General features: G+C 38.8%; 12 protein-coding genes. 2 read left to right on the top strand and 10 right to left on the bottom strand.

Annotated elements, in window-relative coordinates; translation table 11 throughout:
* The first annotated feature begins 766 nt into the window (after positions 1-766).
* Together OQX63_RS13710 and OQX63_RS13705 are read left to right on the top strand one after the other, a co-directional pair.
* The gene (locus OQX63_RS13710) at positions 767-3238 is read left to right on the top strand and encodes a TonB-dependent siderophore receptor (protein WP_265851433.1); all 2472 of its coding nucleotides are present in this window, start codon (positions 767-769) and stop codon (positions 3236-3238) included.
* Positions 3238-4428 carry a PepSY-associated TM helix domain-containing protein gene (locus OQX63_RS13705; protein WP_265851432.1) on the top strand — a complete coding sequence of 397 codons (1191 nt, stop codon included), beginning with the start codon at positions 3238-3240 and terminating at the stop codon, positions 4426-4428. The genes OQX63_RS13710 and OQX63_RS13705 overlap by 1 nt, the downstream gene beginning before the upstream one ends.
* A 222-nt stretch (positions 4429-4650) precedes the next feature.
* On the opposite strand, the gene OQX63_RS13700 is transcribed toward OQX63_RS13705, so the two are convergent.
* The 10 genes from OQX63_RS13700 to OQX63_RS13655 form a co-directional block, all read right to left on the bottom strand.
* Positions 4651-4956, bottom strand: a complete 306-nt coding sequence (locus OQX63_RS13700; protein WP_265851431.1) for a hypothetical protein — start codon at positions 4954-4956, stop codon at positions 4651-4653.
* A 79-nt stretch (positions 4957-5035) separates the two neighbouring features.
* A complete protein-coding gene (locus OQX63_RS13695) occupies positions 5036-5476 on the bottom strand; it encodes an Hsp20/alpha crystallin family protein (protein ID WP_265851430.1) in 441 nt (146 codons plus the stop codon).
* A 384-nt stretch (positions 5477-5860) separates the two neighbouring features.
* Entirely contained in the window at positions 5861-6415 is a 555-nt protein-coding gene (locus OQX63_RS13690) for a hypothetical protein (RefSeq protein WP_265851429.1), read from the bottom strand.
* A gap of 45 nt (positions 6416-6460) precedes the next feature.
* Positions 6461-6730, bottom strand: coding sequence for a hypothetical protein (locus OQX63_RS13685; protein ID WP_265851428.1), 270 nt, complete (start codon positions 6728-6730; stop codon positions 6461-6463).
* A 424-nt stretch (positions 6731-7154) separates the two neighbouring features.
* Positions 7155-9485, bottom strand: coding sequence for a GH92 family glycosyl hydrolase (locus OQX63_RS13680; protein ID WP_265851427.1), 2331 nt, complete (start codon positions 9483-9485; stop codon positions 7155-7157).
* Positions 9486-9495: 10 nt separating this feature from the next.
* Positions 9496-11709 (bottom strand): alpha-N-acetylglucosaminidase, encoded by a 2214-nt coding sequence (locus tag OQX63_RS13675; protein WP_265851426.1) that lies wholly within the window; start codon positions 11707-11709, stop codon positions 9496-9498.
* Position 11710: 1 nt separating this feature from the next.
* A complete protein-coding gene (locus tag OQX63_RS13670; protein ID WP_265851425.1) occupies positions 11711-12937 on the bottom strand; it encodes an acyltransferase family protein in 1227 nt (408 codons plus the stop codon).
* Positions 12938-12944: 7 nt separating this feature from the next.
* Complete coding sequence (locus OQX63_RS13665; RefSeq protein ID WP_265851424.1) at positions 12945-13925, bottom strand: purple acid phosphatase family protein; 981 nt, start codon at positions 13923-13925, stop codon at positions 12945-12947.
* Positions 13926-14019: 94 nt separating this feature from the next.
* On the bottom strand, positions 14020-15618 hold the full coding sequence (locus OQX63_RS13660) for a RagB/SusD family nutrient uptake outer membrane protein (RefSeq protein ID WP_265851423.1): 1599 nt from the start codon (positions 15616-15618) through the stop codon (positions 14020-14022).
* Positions 15619-15629: 11 nt separating this feature from the next.
* A complete protein-coding gene (locus OQX63_RS13655; RefSeq protein ID WP_265851422.1) occupies positions 15630-18674 on the bottom strand; it encodes a SusC/RagA family TonB-linked outer membrane protein in 3045 nt (1014 codons plus the stop codon).
* Between the last annotated feature and the right edge of the window lie 38 nt (positions 18675-18712).

Below are 18712 nucleotides of genomic sequence, written 5' to 3'. Positions count from 1 at the left end.
AATAAATTCCTTTCTTAGCTTCATTTTACTAAGTTAGATTCCATTTTTTATTGCACAGGCACTGCGCTCCAAAAAAAGATGAAAACCAACCGCACATTTCATTATTTGGAATGAAATAGAGGTATTCCTTTGAGATGGCCTACCATTAACAGACTCCAATAGAATGGTCATCATATCTACCGAAGCAACAAGTAATGGAGGGATCTATCCTGAAAAAGACCCTGAAACGAGTTAAGGGTGACGATATTTCGGATAGACTTCTGGCTGATAACTTCTGCCACTGGAAGAATTAATGTAAAAATCATCTCTCTACCGAGGCAACTTGCAGAGGAGAGATCTTTGGACTATGCTACTGAATCAGATTTAAAAGATTTTGCTTAGCAGAATCATCCGACTCTCATCTGCGACGAAATGATACTTCGAGAGCATTGGGCTTCTTTAAATTTGTTATTTATATTGATTTTTATATGATAAATTGTCCCTTAGGATGACAATTTCAACTGTGGATGCAACCTTATTTCGCTACAAATCAGTCTAGCGTAAAACCATTTTAATGGCTCATTAATCAACATAACCTATACACTTTTTAGAAAAGCTGGCCATTAAATCACAACATCTGGCTTAAATCCGGGTTAAACCATTTATTAAAGAAAATTCATCCGCTCCTTAAGTTTAGAATTAATCTAAATAATTTTCGTATTCGAAATAATAAATTATTTTTGCGCTTATATTTATTCAGTCTAAATAATTTTATAGTCGTTTCTAAATGAAAATAAACTTTACCAAATCATTAATTTTGATCAATCTGTTGGGATTAATATGTCTCAACGTTTTCGCACAACAAAAAACTACATTACAGGGTACCGTAAAAGATAGCCGTGGTGTAGCCATTGCTGGAGTAACCGTAAGTGCTCATGGTACAAATACGACCACTACGACCAATAACCGTGGGATCTACAAATTGCAGTTGATTCAGGGTAAAGCTGTTGTGCATTTTAACTTTATCGGCTTTAAAGAAGTGATAAAAAACCTGGATTTAAGTGGGACAGATATTGAGGAAAATATCGTTATGCAGGAATCTACCGACGATCTGCAGCAGGTGGAAATTACTGGTCGTAAAGAGAAAACTTATAAAACCAAGGCTACTTTTATTGGCAAAATAGAAAATGAACTTAAAGATATCCCACAATCGGTTTCTTATGCCAGTAAAGAGCTTATTGCAGATCAGGGCCTGATGCGTGTGGGCGAAGTGGTGAAGAACTTTAGCGGTGTAAACCAGTTTAGCTTTTACGATGATTTAACCATCAGGGGATTTCGCGTAAATGGGCAGAGCAATACCCAACTGTTAAACGGTTTAAGAACCAGTACCGGTTTCTGGAAACAGTCGCTGGCCAATTACCTGGAAAGAGTTGAAGTTTTAAAAGGCCCATCATCCGCCCTCTTCGGAAATGCAAGTCCGGGTGGAGTTGTAAACCGCGTAACCAAAAAACCACTCGATGAAACCCGTAGATCGGTGAGCCTGACTATGGGCAGTTTTAATACTTTCAGAGGTCTTGCAGATTTTACCGGACCTGCAACAAAAGACAGTACTTTGCTTTACCGACTGAACGTTGGCTACGAAAATGCAGAAACTTTCAGAGACCTGATGTTTGACCGTAACTTCGTCATTGCGCCATCGCTTACATTTGTCCCGTCTGAAAAAACAAGGATTAACTTTGACCTGGTTTATACGGATTCTAAAAGCAGATTGGATAGGGGACAACCCATTTTTGGTAGTTTTGACTTAAATTCTACCCCGCAGTCGCTTTCATTGAATACCACAAATGATTACCTAAATGAATTGACCTATAATGCCACGATCTCTATTACACACAAGGTTACCGATAACCTGAGCCTGAATGCTTCTTATTTAAAAACAGGTTATTCAGAAGATTTAAATGAACACCGTACATCAAATGCTTATGGAGTTGATGCTAACGGTGTAGCCATCAACAATCTTGCGGGAATGAACGTGCAGATCAGAAAGCGTAAACGGTTTATCGATAATTTTTCAGGATATATTAATTATACGCCGAAAACAGGAATAGTGGAGCATAAGATCGTAGCTGGCTATGATTTTGGCAGTGAAAAAGTACCAGTTGGAGGTTCGCAATTAACAGCAGGTGGTTACCGTAATGCTGCAAATAATGGAGCAATCGCTAACTACGTACCCGCGAATAAATCAAAATACCTGTTGGATGCTGCAGGGAATCCGGTACCAAATGTTCCACATTTTAATTTGAACGATCCGCTTTCTTCGCAAAGAATGCAGGATGATAGTAAACTTTTCTTTACCCCATCTATAGTGGCGCCTACCTATTATTACTTAAATTCAGGTTATGTACAAGATCAGTTCAAAATCGGTGCTTTACAGGTATTAGCCGGGATACGTTATGAATATTACACAGATTTTGCAGGTTACAAGACCCAGGCTGAAGCTAAAGCTAATTCACATGCATGGCTGCCACGCTTAGGTGCTGTTTATAGTGTCAACTCCAATATTAACCTATACGGAAGTTATGTAGAAGGTTATAACCCGCAAACTTCTGCAAATATCGCAAATCCTAATGCCGGTGGCCCGTTTGATCCGTTGAAAAGCAATATGATAGAATTTGGTACCAAGACGAGCTGGTTCAGGGATCAGTTGAGTGTAAGTGCGGCCGTTTACCAGATTAAACAAACTGGTGCATTATATGCCACACCTGGTGTAGTAGATGTTTTAAGGCAGATTGGTGATGAGCAATCGAGGGGTTTTGAATTGGATGTGATTGGTAAAATTATGCCAAACTGGAATGTGATTGCTTCTTACGCTTATAACAGGGCTAAAATATTAGAGAGTGGAACAGTTGGGGAAATCGGCATCCAGAAACCCAATGCACCAAAGAATACGGCCAACTTATGGAGCAAATATACATTTATTGAGGGCATGCCTAAAGGATTGGGAATTGGTTTGGGTATTAACTATACCGACAGGCGTAACCTGATGTATGATGCCAAGTTCTCACCTGAGAACCAGATTACCATTCCATCTTTCACACTTTTCAATGCCGCTTTGTTCTATAATATCGGTAAACTGCAGCTGCAGCTCAATGCCAATAACATCGGTAATAAAAAATATTGGGTAGGGGGTTATGATTACCTCCGCTTGTTCCCCGGTCAACCAGAAAATTATATGTTCACTGTTGGCTATTCATTTTAATGGCAAAAAATAGACTTAAAAAGATAGCGGGTTGGCTTCATTTATGGATTGGGCTGGTTACAGGCCTAGTAGTGGTTATTGTTTCGTTAACCGGATGCATTTATGTATTCGATGAGGAAATTTTTAATAGCATACATAAAGATATCGTATATGTCCAAAAAACCGGCCCTGCAAGGCCGGTTTCTGAATTGCTGGCCAATGCTCAAAATGCAGTTGGAAAAAATAAGGAGCTGAATAATGTTAAAATTAGCTCGGATAATAAGAGTTATATTTTCTCTGGATTTAAAATTAACGACCGAAAGAAAATAAACCTGTTCTATTTTAGCCAGTTTGAATACCTGGATGAAGTTTACGTAAACCAATATACCGGTAAGGTTTTAGGCGTAATGGATATGCGATATGAATTTTTCAACGTAATAGAGCAGCTTCATAGGCAGCTTCTTTTGGTAAAGCCCGTTGGTAGTCTGCTGGTGGGAGTTTGCATACTGGCTTACCTGGGCATGCTTATTACCGGGTTTATTTTATGGCTACCCAAAAATTACAGGCAATTCAAAAAGAGTATTGCTGTTAAATGGAATGCCAAATGGAAAAGGGTTAATTATGATCTGCATAATAGTCTTGGCTTTTATATACTTCCCATAGCCATGCTAATTGCCATAACTGGATTGGTATGGTCTTTTAAATGGTGGGAAACAGGGATTTACCGCATACTTGGCGATAAAGGGAAAGCTGGGTTTAGCAGAACACTTCCTAAAATTAATACGGCAGATACAAGCCTGAACAAAATCGATATTATCCATTACCGTCTGCTCAAAAAGCTTGGAAATAACTGGACAGAAATAGGAATAGGTATTCCAACTAAAAAAACTAAAGTTTCGATGTCTTTTGTGCAGATAGCCAGTAACGATGTCTGGAGGGGAGTTAGCTATTACTTTTACGATGGCAGGACCGGAGATTTTATTGATGAACTGCCACATGATAAAAAAACACTTGGGATGAAATGGCGGAATTCTAATCTTGAGCTCCATACCGGAAGATTATATGGCCTTTGGTCGCAACTTCTGGCTTTTTTTGCTTCACTGATCAGCGCCTCTCTACCTATATCCGGGTTTTTGATCTGGTGGGGGAAAAGAAAAAAAAGTAAAAAAGGGAGAGGTTCTGTTGCTAAAAGTGTGGTCTTGCCATCGTAATTTCATCTCGCAAAAAAGATCCTGAAACAAGTTCAGGATGACGTAATTCTGGAGAGATTTCTAGCTACTATTTCTATTATCGAGAGACTCCATGTCAGAATCGTCATCTTGACCGAAGCAACTCTCGGTATGGAGATTTATCTTACATGAAAGACCTTGAAACGAGTTCAGGGTGACGGACTTCCTGGATAGATTAAAGTTCCTCTTAGGTAAACCTATTAATTATTCAGCGTTAATGTTTCCATTCTCCAAATGAGCAATACGGAATATTTCTTTTGAAATAATGGCAATATTTTCTTTTAGCTCATCCAGGTTGCAATTTAGAGTGCCCGTAAGAATAGGCAGTTCCATTATTTCTTCTACAAATTCTATCTTTAAAGAACATCCTGGCGCCTCTGCTGGGCTACCTTTTAACTGGAAGAAGATTTCGTTGGCTTCTTTTTTATCTTTACCAAGAGAAAATTTACCATAGTTGATTTTTCCAGCCGGTCCCTGAAGACTGATGTTGATTGTGAAACGCGTTTCCATAGCTAAACTGTTTTTTTCTCTTCAAAATGTATAAAGGTAGCTTAAATAAAAAGTGCCGCATTTAGCGGCACTTGAGGAATTATTGTATTTGAATCTGTCTGGATACCGCTTTGGCTTCTTCCTTTTTTGGAATGTTGAGGTGGAGTATACCATCTGTATAAGCGGCCTGGATATGTTCAACGTCAGCACTATCTGGAAGAGTAAATGCTCTTGTAAATGCCGAGTAACTATATTCCCTTCTGTTATAGGTTTTGCCTTCATTATTGTTCTCCGTATGCTGAGCGGTAGAAATGGTCAGCATATCCTTTTCAATGGATACCTTGAAATCGTCTTTCTTTAATCCAGGCGCAGCCAGTTCGATATGGTACGCTTCGTTAGTTTCAGAAATATTAACTGCTGGTACGCTGCTCAAGCGACGATCAGTAAAAAAGGTATCACCTAATACGGATTCAAAGATGTCATTAAAGCCTGGCAATAATGAACTGTTCTTTTTTTCTGGATTGAATTTAACCAATGTCATAGTTTTTTCTCCTTTTAATGTTTTAATAATAAATGGACTATAAATCAATTAATTTAATACTTCAACCTTTTTCCAAAGGTTACGGTTCAAGTTTATCAAGTGCTGTGCCAAGGCATTTCTGAGTGAATTTCGAGTGGTTTTACTGAAAAATTTTCACTTTCTATGAAAAATTTTCAGTGCCAATGCTGAAATTTTTTCAGTTTCAGCTTTCTGTACCTGGCCACTGTTAAATTAGCTTAATGAAGTAATTGTTGTGCCGATGGCTCTAGTGTAATTTTTATCTGTTCTCAAAGCATTTCAGCAGACAGCACCGCATAATAGTAGCTCAAAACCGGACATATTTTGCGCATAAATATCCTTTTCAAATCCCTACCTGGCTGACCATTACAGCGTACGTTCAAAGTAGATAATGTTATTATCAAAGATGCCCTTATAAGGGTTCCCTTTTGCGTGGAAACCATTGGCTATCAGAAATCGCTGACTGCTAGCGGTAGCAGTAGTAGAAAAGATAATACCATGGTGATCAATGATTTTTTTAAGCAACAGCCGTTTTAATGTGCTACTGATTCCTTTTTTACGAACCGATTCCTGGGTGAATGAATAACCGATCTCTAAAAATGGTTGATCTATTTCTGTAATAATCCCGGCTTTATTATATACTTCTAGCAGGTAAGATAGTGATGGCCTTTTAATGGCCGAAATACCGACCAGTTTTTTGCCATTGTAGCAGAAAGCAAGGAACGCTGCATTGAAAATTTTTAAGGGCAGATTAATTGGTGAAACTTTATTTCCCTTTCTCAATAATAAATAGAATTGATGAAGCTGGATCATTGTACAATCGCATGGCTTTTTGATTTCGAAATAGCAATTACCAAGAAAATTCGGCTGATCGTAATGATCTTGATGAAATGCCAGGCCAGTAGATTTATTGAGGTTCATCAGCAGAGATTTAGTTAAGGATTAAAATGCCGGTTTTGTAGCAATTTATTTTCTTTTAGTACTAAAAGATGTTCTTAAAGGGCCTGATAGGGCAAGCATTTCGCATACTTTATCGTTCCAGTCTATCAATGCATCTTCAGGTGAAGTACCGATGCCCGAAACATCGTGCTCCTCTTCAAATGATAATACGGCATAAAAGCAATCACCATCCTGATGTACGCAGGGTTTAAACTGCATCACAAAAGTGGGTAGCCTGTATCTGTTGTAATCAAAATCTACCAGTTTTCCTGGAATCGTACGGATCTGCTGCTTCATAGCCTGATGTTTTATTAAAACATTGTTATTTACAGATTTGCTTATGTCAAGCAAACGTATTTGTAAATTAGGCAAGCCATGTTTCCTTAAAGTTAGCAGGTTATTGTTTGTTTGTTAAGTGTTGACAGATTTGGTAATTGAAAAGATAAATTTTCTGCTGTATTAATCTTTTTGACATATATAGAGTCGAACTCAATTAATATGGCACTAACAATGAATCTTGGAAAGAAAAAATCAGTTGCATCAGATAAAAACGGCGATGAGCCGGGTAAAATTAACTTTCCTGTAAGCATGATCATTTTTATACTTGTACTCAGCGCGCTGTTGATATTCGTGATCTTATTTAAAGTTTAATATAGATGTTTGCTTTTTTGGAGTATATATAAATTACGCTCTATTAAGCTCAATTTTTGCTTATTAAAGGCTAATTTGGCTCATCTTCAAGATAAAAGATCAATTCTCCTCCACGAACCAAAGATTGATGTGTGATTTGGTTTTTGGTTAAACTTTTCCCATTTAAAGTGATTTTCGAACTAAAAATAGATTTTTTACTTTTTCTAATGGTTGTGATGGTTAACTTTTTGCCATTACTAAAAGATATTATTGCTTGTTTAAATAAGGGGCTGGTAAGTTGGTAATTTTCCGAAACGGGATCTACCGGATAAAAACCCAGGGCAGCAAATACATACCATGCTGACATTTGTCCGGCATCATCATTACCGCTTAAACCGCCGGCACCTTCACTGTATTCTTCTGCTAAAATACGCGATACCTGCAACTGTGTCTTCCATGGAGAATGGGTATAATTATAGAGAAAAGGAATCTGATGGCCAGGTTCGTTGCCATGCCAGTACTCCTTTTTAGCAAATAGAGAATCGAGTTCGTTTTCCAGTTTTTTTTGTCCACCCATCAGTTTAATCAGCCCGGGTATATCGTGTGGAACGTAAAAAGTATATTGCCTTGGGGTTCCTTCCGTGATATAGGGTTCACGGTGATCAGGATAAAAAGGTTTGTACCAGCTACCATCAGCAAACCTACCCTTCACCATTCCTTCCTGTTGATCAAATACATTTTTGTAATTTAAAGCCCTTTCAATCAGTTGTTTATAATCTGATTTTTTACCCAGATCTTTTGCTACAATAGCCAGGGCATAATCATCGTAGGCATACTCAAGGGTTCTGCTCACTTGTTCTCTTTTATGAAAAGCATCGGGAATGCTATCCTCCATCGGGATATAGCCATATTTAAGGTAACTGTTGATGCCTCTGCGACCTTTTCCATTGAGGTATTGAGCCGAATCGGGCATTTGAAATGCATTTTGGCGCATCAATCGATAAGCTTCATTCACATCGTAACCGCGAATCCCCTTATTATATGCTGAAGCCAGAAAAGCAGTGGCATGGTCGCCAATCATGGCTGCAGTATAATTATTCCAGCAGGGGAAAATGGGAAGCCAACCACCTTGTTGCCCTTTTAAAACTAATGAATTTACAAAATCGTTAGCCAGCTTGGGCTTTAAAAGCGTTACAAGTGGCAATTGGGCCCGGTAAGTGTCCCACATTGAAAAATCATCGTAATAATTACCTTTTTTTAAGATTTTCCTGGTGTAATCACCTGCAAATTGCGGATATCCACCATCTACATCATTAAATAAGCGTGGGTGCTGTTGTGAATGGTAAAGTGCAGTGTAGAAAATCCGTTTATTTTTTTCGCTAGGATCATTAATCTTAATCTGGCCAAGTGACCGTTCCCAAACCTGATTTGTTTTGGTCACAATCGTTGTGAAAGCAGCGTTATTGATTTCGGTTTCGAGGTTAAGTTTTGCTGCCGCGATACTGGTAAATGAAGTACCGGCATAAATACTAATGGTTTCTCCTTTTTGTAGTTTAAAGCCCAGGTAGGCACCTAAATCTTTTTGATTTTTAATGGACTGATTTGCTGAAACACTGGCACCATTAAACACACCACTTGTTGTAAAAACTTTGCTTATGCGGATAAAAAAATAGCCGCTAAAGCCAGCTGATTGTCCCCAACCCTGATAAATTCGATGAACAGGATTGTAACCGGAAATCTCACCTTTTTGGCGGTCAATTTTGATAAAGCCTTTGTTCTGGTCGCTATTTGGGATAATTAACAGATAAACACTATCTGCCTTTAACGCTGTAACTTTAATTAGGCCACAACGCAAGGTTGCGGTAGCTTCAGTAAGCAGGTTATAGCCTGGTAAACTGGTTTTATAATAAGCGGGTGTAGCTATTTCGCCGGTATGTGTGTAATCTGCAGCATAATCTGCTGAGCTGGTTTTTAGTTTTCCGGAGATTGGCATAATGGTAAAGCTGCCATAATCTTGCGTACACGAGCCGCTGATCCAGTGACTTGCCCTGATGCCATAAAATTTTTTATTGTTGTAATAATAGGGGGCTAGGCATTTTTTTTCCGAAAGCTGGGTTTGCGGGGTCCACTGCGTCATGCTAAAAGGTGGCGCTACTGCTGGTATGGTATTGGCCAGCCTTTCTGTCTTATCTTCTATATGCTGACTTGCAAGTGTTGTACTGGCCGAGGTGCCCGAAAATGGCTGCACATATTTGATAAAAGACTTGTTTTGTGCATGCCCCTGAATGATTGATCCAGTATAAAAACAAAATACCAATAATAAGCCCCTAATAAATAGGTTGTTATTTACTTTTTTACGCATTTTGTTTTTATATGGTTGTGGATAATTTATTGAATTTAAATATGGATATAATTGCTGCATTAATGGTTGATTAAAGCCGATGGGCTTCTCCAATAATTTTACGATATTTTTGATGTAAATCAATTGCCGTATTAACTGGATTTCCAACTGGATTTAAGGTATAATCTTTTCTTTGATTTACCCATTTCCATTCCCATTTGCTTACCTCATCGTTAAATTTAGTGATGTTGAGCTCAGTTTTATTCGAAATAGACTGTTCCAGTCGGCTAAAAAACATTTCCCATCTTGGTTTATAAAAATCATTCATCAGTCCGCTCCATTGTCTGCAGGCATACTCATTTAAAGGATTTTTTTCATCACCCCACAAAGTGATCAAATCCTTTGCATTCATTTCATACAAGGCTTTTTCCTTTTCGTTGGTTCCCTGTTTACGGGCATCATTTACCCAGGGACCAAGCATGAAATCTTTTCTCGTAGCCAACAATTTATCCATGTCTTCAATCAAAGTGATAAACTTTTTGCTTTCTGTTTGGAAAGCTTTCAGGTTTTTATTTCTGTAGGCTTCCACTACTTTTCTTTGTAACGGAAGCGCATAATTGGCTAGTACCTGTCTGGTTACATCAATAAGATCATACTGGAAACCGTCACTTTGCCTGCAATCTGCTGCTGCGTTAATGAGTTCATCCCAGGCGGGTAATAAATCGCGTTCGTTATAATTTAATGTAGTTCTGGCCCAGCGCGTCATAGAATCCAGTGTTGGCCGGCCTTGTATAATAGACTCGGCACCATCTCTTACATATTTATCGGCAGGAACACTGTAAACAGTTTTTCTAAGTGTTTTCCAGGCTTTTAACGCATTTGCATTGTTTTTGCCGTATCGGTTAAAAACATATTTAGGTAGCCATGTTTCAAGGTCGATCGGTGTAGAGCGCCAAACATTTTCCATCATCAACTCATACATGACCGGATTTTGTTCTATGCCTTCCATGGTCAAACCAATACCATGCATTTTGCCGCTTTTCGGATCTTTTAAAGCTTGTGCAGGTGCTGTAGCTACCACGTCCATTCTTCCAAATAAATTGGTGTTCCCACCAAAGTTGTTTAGCATATTCCAAATCCACGGCTTTCCATAAAAACCTTCAGTACGTTTCCAAACCGGTTCAATTTCGGTAGCTAAATCCAGTAAAATCATCTTATCATTTGGAACAGCCTTTAACAAAGCTTCAGTTTGTGCCTCTTTCCAGAATTTTCTATCGCTGTAAAACAACCAGCCTTGCATCACCCAAACTGCTTTAGGATCAGCTTGCGACATGCCATCATAAATCCTGGCACTTAGCTTACTCAAAAATTCTGGCTCGGAAGATGGTGGTTCGTTCTCGTTAAATGTATCGGCAGAATATAAATGGTCTGTACCAAGCATTTCGGTTTGCTTTTGTAAAAACTTCTTTCCGATCTGGGCAAACATTGGATCTTCCGAATCAAGAATATAGGTATCTGCAAAACCATTAGTCCAGTTTGTGGCTTTCAGTTTAGCATTCGGAAATTTCGTTTTAAATGCTGCAGGTACGTGGCCGGTAAACGCCGGAAGTACGGGTTTCATGCCCAATGCTCTTTCACGGTTCAAAATTTTCTTTTGTAATTCGAAATGGCTTTTCATCCAGCTTACCGGAAGCGGGCCGCCCCAGCCATCAATATTGCCCATCCAAAACCACGAGAAATATGCCGGTCCGGTAAAAAAACCTTTAAGTTCATCGTCCGAAAAGCCCATTTCTTTATACAAAAGGTACCAGGTATATTCTTCGCCGGTAATGGCAAGGGGCATGTTGATACCATGTAATGCCATCCAGTCTATCTCTTTTTCCCAACGCGCCCAATCCCACCAGCTCATGCTGTAATTAAATGTACAATAATTAAGATAGTACCGATATTCATACGGTGTTTCTTTCCTAACTTTTTTTTCGAGCTTAGGTAGCGTTTGTGGAACATTCAGGTTAGTGCCATTCCAGGTGATTTGGCAATGCGCATATTCAGTTAAATAGTGATAAAAAGCAGATGCCAATGCAACACCATTGTTTCCGCGAAGAATGATTTTGTTGTTTTTTGATTCTATCTCGAAAACATCTTTTCCTTTAACATCAGAAAGTTTTTCTGTTGAAAATGACTTTGCGTGTTTTGGTAATACCCGTTCTATGAGTTGGTTTGAAGTATTTAAAAAATCCTGAGCAAGTGCCCTGTTAAAGAACAAGGAAACGAGTGCAACTGAAAAGTATAATTTTAATTTCATATCAAATTTTTAAGAACCACTTTTTATCGTAGAAGAACTTTAATAAAAACAGTTGAATCAATAATACTCCCGTCCACAAAACGGCTTCGTGCCATAGGGGTGGGATGAGGTTTATTAAACCACCAAACAAGAAAGTGGATGATGATTCGAAATTGAAAAGTCCGTGTGCACAAACGTAAATTAAAATACTGTTTGTACCAATCCATACAAATGGGATACTCCATCTCGAATATGAGCAGACATCAATAATGTAATAAAATAAGGTGAACAATATTATGCTCCAGCCACCGGCAAATAAAACGAATGAGCTGGTCCACATGGTTTTATTAATCGGGAAGATAAAGCTCCATAACAAACCAAGTCCAATGCTCAGCAGTCCGCTGCTCATTAAAGCAGTTACTTTCTGTTTTGGTGTAAAGTTAAATCTGGTCGATTTAATAAAGGCTCCCGTAAAAATGCCGAGCATTGCCGAACAAATGGCAGGGATCGTGCTTAATAATCCTTCAGGATCGTAGATGGTTCGATGAAGTTTACCCGGTAGAAACAGTCTGTCAAAATAAGCAGACAGGTTTCCTTCTGGTGTAAAAACCCCAGATCCGAAATGCGGAACAGGCACAAATGCCATCAATAAATAATATCCAATAAGGATCGCTGCGAACCAAAAAATCATTCCTCGAAACGAACAATTTAAATAGATGATGGCCGCAAAAAAAGTGGCTAAAGCTATCCGGCCTAATACACTGGCAAAGCGAGTATTTTCGTATCCGGTCCATTTTAATAGTCCATTAACGATGAAGCCTAAAATGATAAGTATAAGGGTTCGCTTGATTAGCGGAAAATATATTTTAAGAGATGAATGCTTGTTTTTTTCTCTTTCGGCAAAATATTTTTGATAGGAGTAGGGCATGGATACTCCAGAGATAAATATGAACAAAGGAAAGATCAGATCATAAAAAGTAAAACCATTCCATGGGGAATGATGCAGTTGATTGCTAATCCCGATAAAAAGTTTTTCAAAGAAAGATAAGCTATCATTTGTAGAAATGGTCCAGTCAATCGGGTTTCTTTTTAAAGCATGCTTGTTCATGATTCCTGTAGCCAGGCCGTGGAATATTCCTTCGCCACTCACGATCCAAAACATGTCGAAACCCCGCAACGCATCCAGTGAAATTAATCTTTTGGGCTTTTCTACCCTTTCGTCAATATTTTTTGTTTCAATAGCTGTCATGACAGGATTACTTCTTGATTAAAGTGTTATAAATAACATAACCTTCATCGTTAATTACCTGTACGCGTAACTGTTCCTTACTTACCGAAAATAACATAAACCCATATTCTGATGCAACCATCTGTGCTTCTGGTATCAGCTTAACAGGCGTTTTCTCTGATGCACCTCCGGAAATGAAATGATGGGTTTTACCTTGTGGCTTAAGGTATTGTAAACTGTGTTCGTGACCTGTTAAATAAACATCAACACCATATTTATCCAATATGGGTTTTAACGTGCTTCTGATTGCTTTGGTATCATACCCATCTGTACGGCTACCGCCTGTAAACATGGGGTGGTGACCTACTACTATTTTCCACTTAATTGATGGATCTTGATCAGCAAGGGTTTTAACCAACCACTTTTTCTGGCCAGTGGTGTCTTGTCCCTTAACATTTGGTCCGTATTCTGCGTTTTTATAAAACTCGGGGATGAGCGGATTTGTATCAATAAATGCTATTAATACCTGATTATTTACATCGCCGTTAATGGCAAACTTTTTTGAATAATAACGGGCAGGCATTTTCCATCTTCTACTTATTTTCGAATAGGCTACCTGCGCATCAGGATTGGATTTATAATCGTGGTTTCCTAAAACCACATACCAATCCCACTGTAAAGAAAAGTCGGTGTATATATCTTCAAAAGAGTACTTAAACGATGGATCTTGTGGGCTGATTACACCACTGGGATAGAAGTTATCGCCGGTAGAAATGATAAACTGTGCTTTAACATCAGTGGCGGTAATTCCCATTTGTTTGGCAACTGGTTTCTGGTGGTCAGCGCCATTCCGGCCCCAATCGCCTAACGCAAGAAACTGCAATGCTCCGGGATCTTTGACTAACGTTTTATTGGCAGCAACAGCTTCAGTTTGGTTTTTAGTAATGATTTGGGCATAAAGCGTATTAATAGAGAGAAGCGGAATAAGGAAAAGTAGTCGTTTGATCATCGTTTTGAATATAGTTGCAAAGAAAGACAATGAAGTGTTAAAATAAAAATTTCTCCAGACGATCCGTCTGGAGAAATTTTACTTAAAGCTAAATTTAATTGTAGCCTGGGTTCTGTTTCAATTTTGGATTGAGAATCAGCGCCGAGGCCGGAATAGGCATTAACCGATGGAAAAGCTGTGCATCTGTTTTAAAGCCCCATGTTCCTTCATATTTGCCAAAGCGGATCATATCGTTACGGTGCCAGCATTCCCAGGCCATTTCTCTGCATCGTTCTTTGTATAAATCCTCTAGCGTAACGGAGGTCCATGCTGGTGAAGTAGTACGAACCGCTCTTAATTGATTCACTAATGATAACGCGGTTTGACCTTGAGTAGGCGTAGCTCCACGAAGGATCGCTTCCGCTTTCATTAACAGGATATCTGAATATCTGAAAACCGGCACGTCGTTATTTTGATTTCTGCTTGATGAGGTACTATCGCAATAAAATTTATTGTTTCTGTAACCCATGTTCCAGGAAATTTCATCATTTCCGGCATCAAAAGGTCTGGATGCATCTCTAAGGGTAACATTTGGTGTAATATCAACCTGGTAAGTGAGTGCAGCTGAACCATCAGAACCTGCATAAAACTGATCGTATCCTTTTTTTGTTGTGGCTACAGTAACTGGTCTACCATCGTAATAAGTCTGTAATCCTTTAATCCATTGTGCATTTCTTTTGTCATTAGGATCATTAAAATTGGCATAGTACTCTGGCAATGTGCTCATTGGTGCACTTGGTGTAAACTTTAAGCTATATTTTTGCTGTAAAGAGCGAGGTAATGAGTAACGGGAATAAATCATGGTACCATTGCTGAAACCCGGATCGAAAGGAATAGCAAAAATGAATTCTTTGATTTGTGGCCCGTTATCAATGAAGAACATCTTTCTATAATCGCTTTCTAAGCTGTAAGGAGAACCCGAGGCACCAATAATGGCATCGCACATGGCAACAGCATCGTTGTAACGTTGCGTTCCGGTATAAACTTCTGCATTCAGATACATTTTAGCTAAAATAGCGTATGCTGTATATTTATTCGGGCGGCCGTAAGTTGCTGTTCCAGTAGCGCTGCTTAAGTTTGGCAATACTTCTTTAAGTTCTGATTCGATAAAATTGAAAACTTCCAGGCGTGATTTGGTTTCAGGTGGAGTGGTCTGTCCGAAAGTGGTAACCACTGGAATGTTTCCCCATAAATCCATCATCATGAAAAATGCCAAGGCCCTTGTTGCCCTCACTTCCGCTACTGCTACAGTTTTTCCTGAAGATTCTGGTGCATCTTTTAATAAGAACAAACTTTGATTGGCCTTACTAATGGTTGCTGACAGCCATCCCCAGCCACTATTCACATGACCATTATCCTTATTCCAGGTATGTTTATGATGGTTTTCAAATACGCCACCATCGTACCAGTTACCACCCCTGGCAGGCATAATAGCCTCATCAGTACTTAACGACTGCATGAAGAAATAATCAGTACTCCAGTTTTGACGGAGCTGTACATATACCTGACCGGTTAGTTGTATAAAGTGTTGATCTGTTTGCGGAAATGTTTCAGGAGTAAGCTGTGTTTCCACTTTCAAATCCAGTTTATGGCAGGAAGTTAACATGCTTAACGATAAGGCAGTTCCTGCAAGGTATTTGATAAGATTTTTCATCTTTTTAAATTTTAGTTGAATGATACGTTTAACCCGAATAAAAATGTTCTGGTTTTAGGGTAAAAGTTATTGGTATCTACACCCGGCGCAGTACCGCCCTGGTTAATCTCCGGGTCTATTCCTTTATAACCGGTAATAACAAAAAGGTTATTCGCCGTGGTGTATAAACGAAGAGAATTTACACCAGGAATAAGTCCCTTTTTGAAAGTATATCCAAGTGTAGCGTTATCTAAACGCAGGTAACTGGCATTTTCTAAGAATCTGCTCGAATATTTATAAGAGTTAAAATCAGCTGCTGATTCATTTTCAACCTCTACCGGGATATTGGTGAATTGTGCTGTACTTGGACGGAATAAATCAGCACGGGTAACGTTCATAATTTTAACACCCAGTACCGCTCTCATAAATACACTTAAATCAAAATTCTTATACCTGATATTGTTTGTCCAGCCTAACAATGCTTTCGGTTGTGCATTTCCAAGAATATAATAATCTGTTTTATTAAGCAGGTTCTGTGTTTTAACGTTTCCGGCAGCATCATAATATTGTGATACACCATTGGCATCTTTACCTGCATATTTAAAGGTGAAAAATGTTCCAATTGGCTCACCTGGTTTAAGAATCTGTAGTGTTGCACCACTTTGTCCGGCACCATCAGGAGAAACCGTTAGGCGGTCCTCGATATTGAATCTGCTATCGTCTGATAAGCTGATCACTTTATTGCGGTTATGTGCCAAATTGAACCCTGTAGTCCAGGTAAAGTTATCGGTAGTTACCGGTGTGCCGTTTAAAACCAGTTCGATACCTTTGTTACTCAAACTACCCACGTTTGCCGTATAAGAACCTGCAGGGTATAAGTTATTATCTACAGGGAATGACAAAATCAGATCTGTGGTTTTTTTATCATATAAATCTACCGATCCTGTTAATCTACCATTAAATAGTCCAAAATCTAAACCAATATTGGTTGTAGCTGTTTTCTCCCATCTTAAATCCGGATTTTCATTCTGGATGGCACCATAGGCACCTTCTCTTGGCGAACCATTATAATAAAACTGTCCAACCTGTCCATAAATAAGCTTAGTGGTTAATGGGGCAAAGCCAAGCGAGTTACCTGCAATACCGTAACTACCTCTTAATTTAAGGGTTTTAAGCACGCCTGAATTTTTAAAGAAATTTTCCTGATCGATGTTCCATGCTGCACCTACAGATGGGAAATAACCCCATTTTTCGTTAGCACCGAATACATTGGATCCATCTTTTCTGATCGATCCCTGGATCAGGTATTTGTTTTTATAATTATAATTTACCCTTGCAAAATCAGAGATCATCAAAATTTCCTGATAGGTTACACCTGGATTAAAATCAACCCTGAAATCAGTTACCGCGTATGGGTTCCCTAAACTTAAGTTATTATAACTTACCTGATTGATCGGGAAATTGGTTGAAGTAGCCTGAAATCCATCATTGTTCAGCGATTGCTGATAAGAATAACCCACTACAGCATTGATATCGTGATCGCCAAATTTTTTATTCCAGGTTAAATAAGTCTCAATAATTTTATTGGTGTTCTGATAGGCATTTCTTACGGCCAAACCATCTTTACCCACCAGGGTTACGAAACTAGGCGTTGCAGGTGGCTCTGGCGTATTACGAACATTATTGTATCTGGAAGTATAAATGCTGTTGTAAAATGCACCATAAACGTTTTGACTATTCTGGTAAGATGCAGAAACATCGTAAGAGAAACCAAATGGTAATTTTAGGTTAACGGTTAAATTACCCAAGATATTTTTATTCTTCAGGTTTTCTGTACCATTTTCAAGCATAGAAACCGGATTATAGTAGCTGGTTTGAATTAAGTTATCAAAATAAGAACCATCAGGGTTTTTAACCGGAGCAGTTGGCAAATAGGTAAGCATTTGCGACAATACCGTATTGCGATAAGGAACCAGATTAGCATTACTTACCGAGTTGCTGATGTTTAATCCAATCTTCAACTTATCATTTAATGCTTTTTGTTCAATTCCAATACGACCGATAAATCTACTTAAATCACTCGTTTTGATGATGCCATCTTGCTTAAAATAGTTTAAGCTTGCATTATAAGTCGTTTTTTCAGTCCCTCCGCTAAGTGATACGTTATGGTTATACGATAAGGCATTGCTGCGTTGTACCTCATTTTGCCAATTGGTATCAGCACCTTTATCATTGGCCGGCGTAAGTGCAGAATTGGTTTTTGCTAAAAAAGCACGCAACTGATCAGCATTCATCATGTCATAACGGTTAGACACATTTTCTACTCCAAAATAACCATTATAGGTAATTTGTGTTGCACCTGCTACACCTTTTTTGGTAGTGACCATAATTACCCCATTGGCAGCCCTATTACCATAAATAGCGGCGGCAGCAGCATCTTTTAACACATCAATTGAGGCAATATCATCCGGTGCAAGGATAGAAATGTCTGCACCAACCACACCGTCGATTACAAATAATGGCGACTGTGCACCTTCACGAAGGGTAGATGCTCCACGCATAATGATGGCTGCATTTCTATTCGGATCACCACTTCTGGTGATGTTTAATCCCGGCACTTTACCTTGTAACATCTGGCCAACATCGCTAATAGCACCCTTGTTCAAGTCATCGCCTTTAACGGTAGAGATAGAACTGGTTAATGCCTTTCTTGAACTTTTACCATAACCCACTACAACCACATCATTAAGGGCAGCCGCAGATTCTAAGATGGTGACTTTATAGGTAGACCCTGTACCTACGGTAAGTTCCTTGGTTTGATAGCCCAGGAAACTGAAAAGAATTTTGTCGCCCGTTTTTGCTGAAATGCTGAATGATCCATCTGTACCTGTGGAAGTTACTTTCGAGGTACCTTTTACTGAAACAGACGCTCCGATTACAGGCTGGTTTGTATTATCTAATAAATTTCCAGTAATTTTTCGTTCAGTTTGCGCGTAGGCAACATTGAACACCTGGCTAATGAGTAAAAGCAGCATAAATACGCCACTATACTTTAAGCGTGTACATTTAAATCTCATGATTTTTGTAAAATTAGATCCATAAATTGTTATTTGGT

The sequence above is a fragment of the Pedobacter sp. PF22-3 genome (genome assembly GCF_026239555.1).
GTDB lineage: Bacteria > Bacteroidota > Bacteroidia > Sphingobacteriales > Sphingobacteriaceae > Pedobacter.
This window is presented reverse-complemented; position numbering and strand designations above follow the sequence as displayed.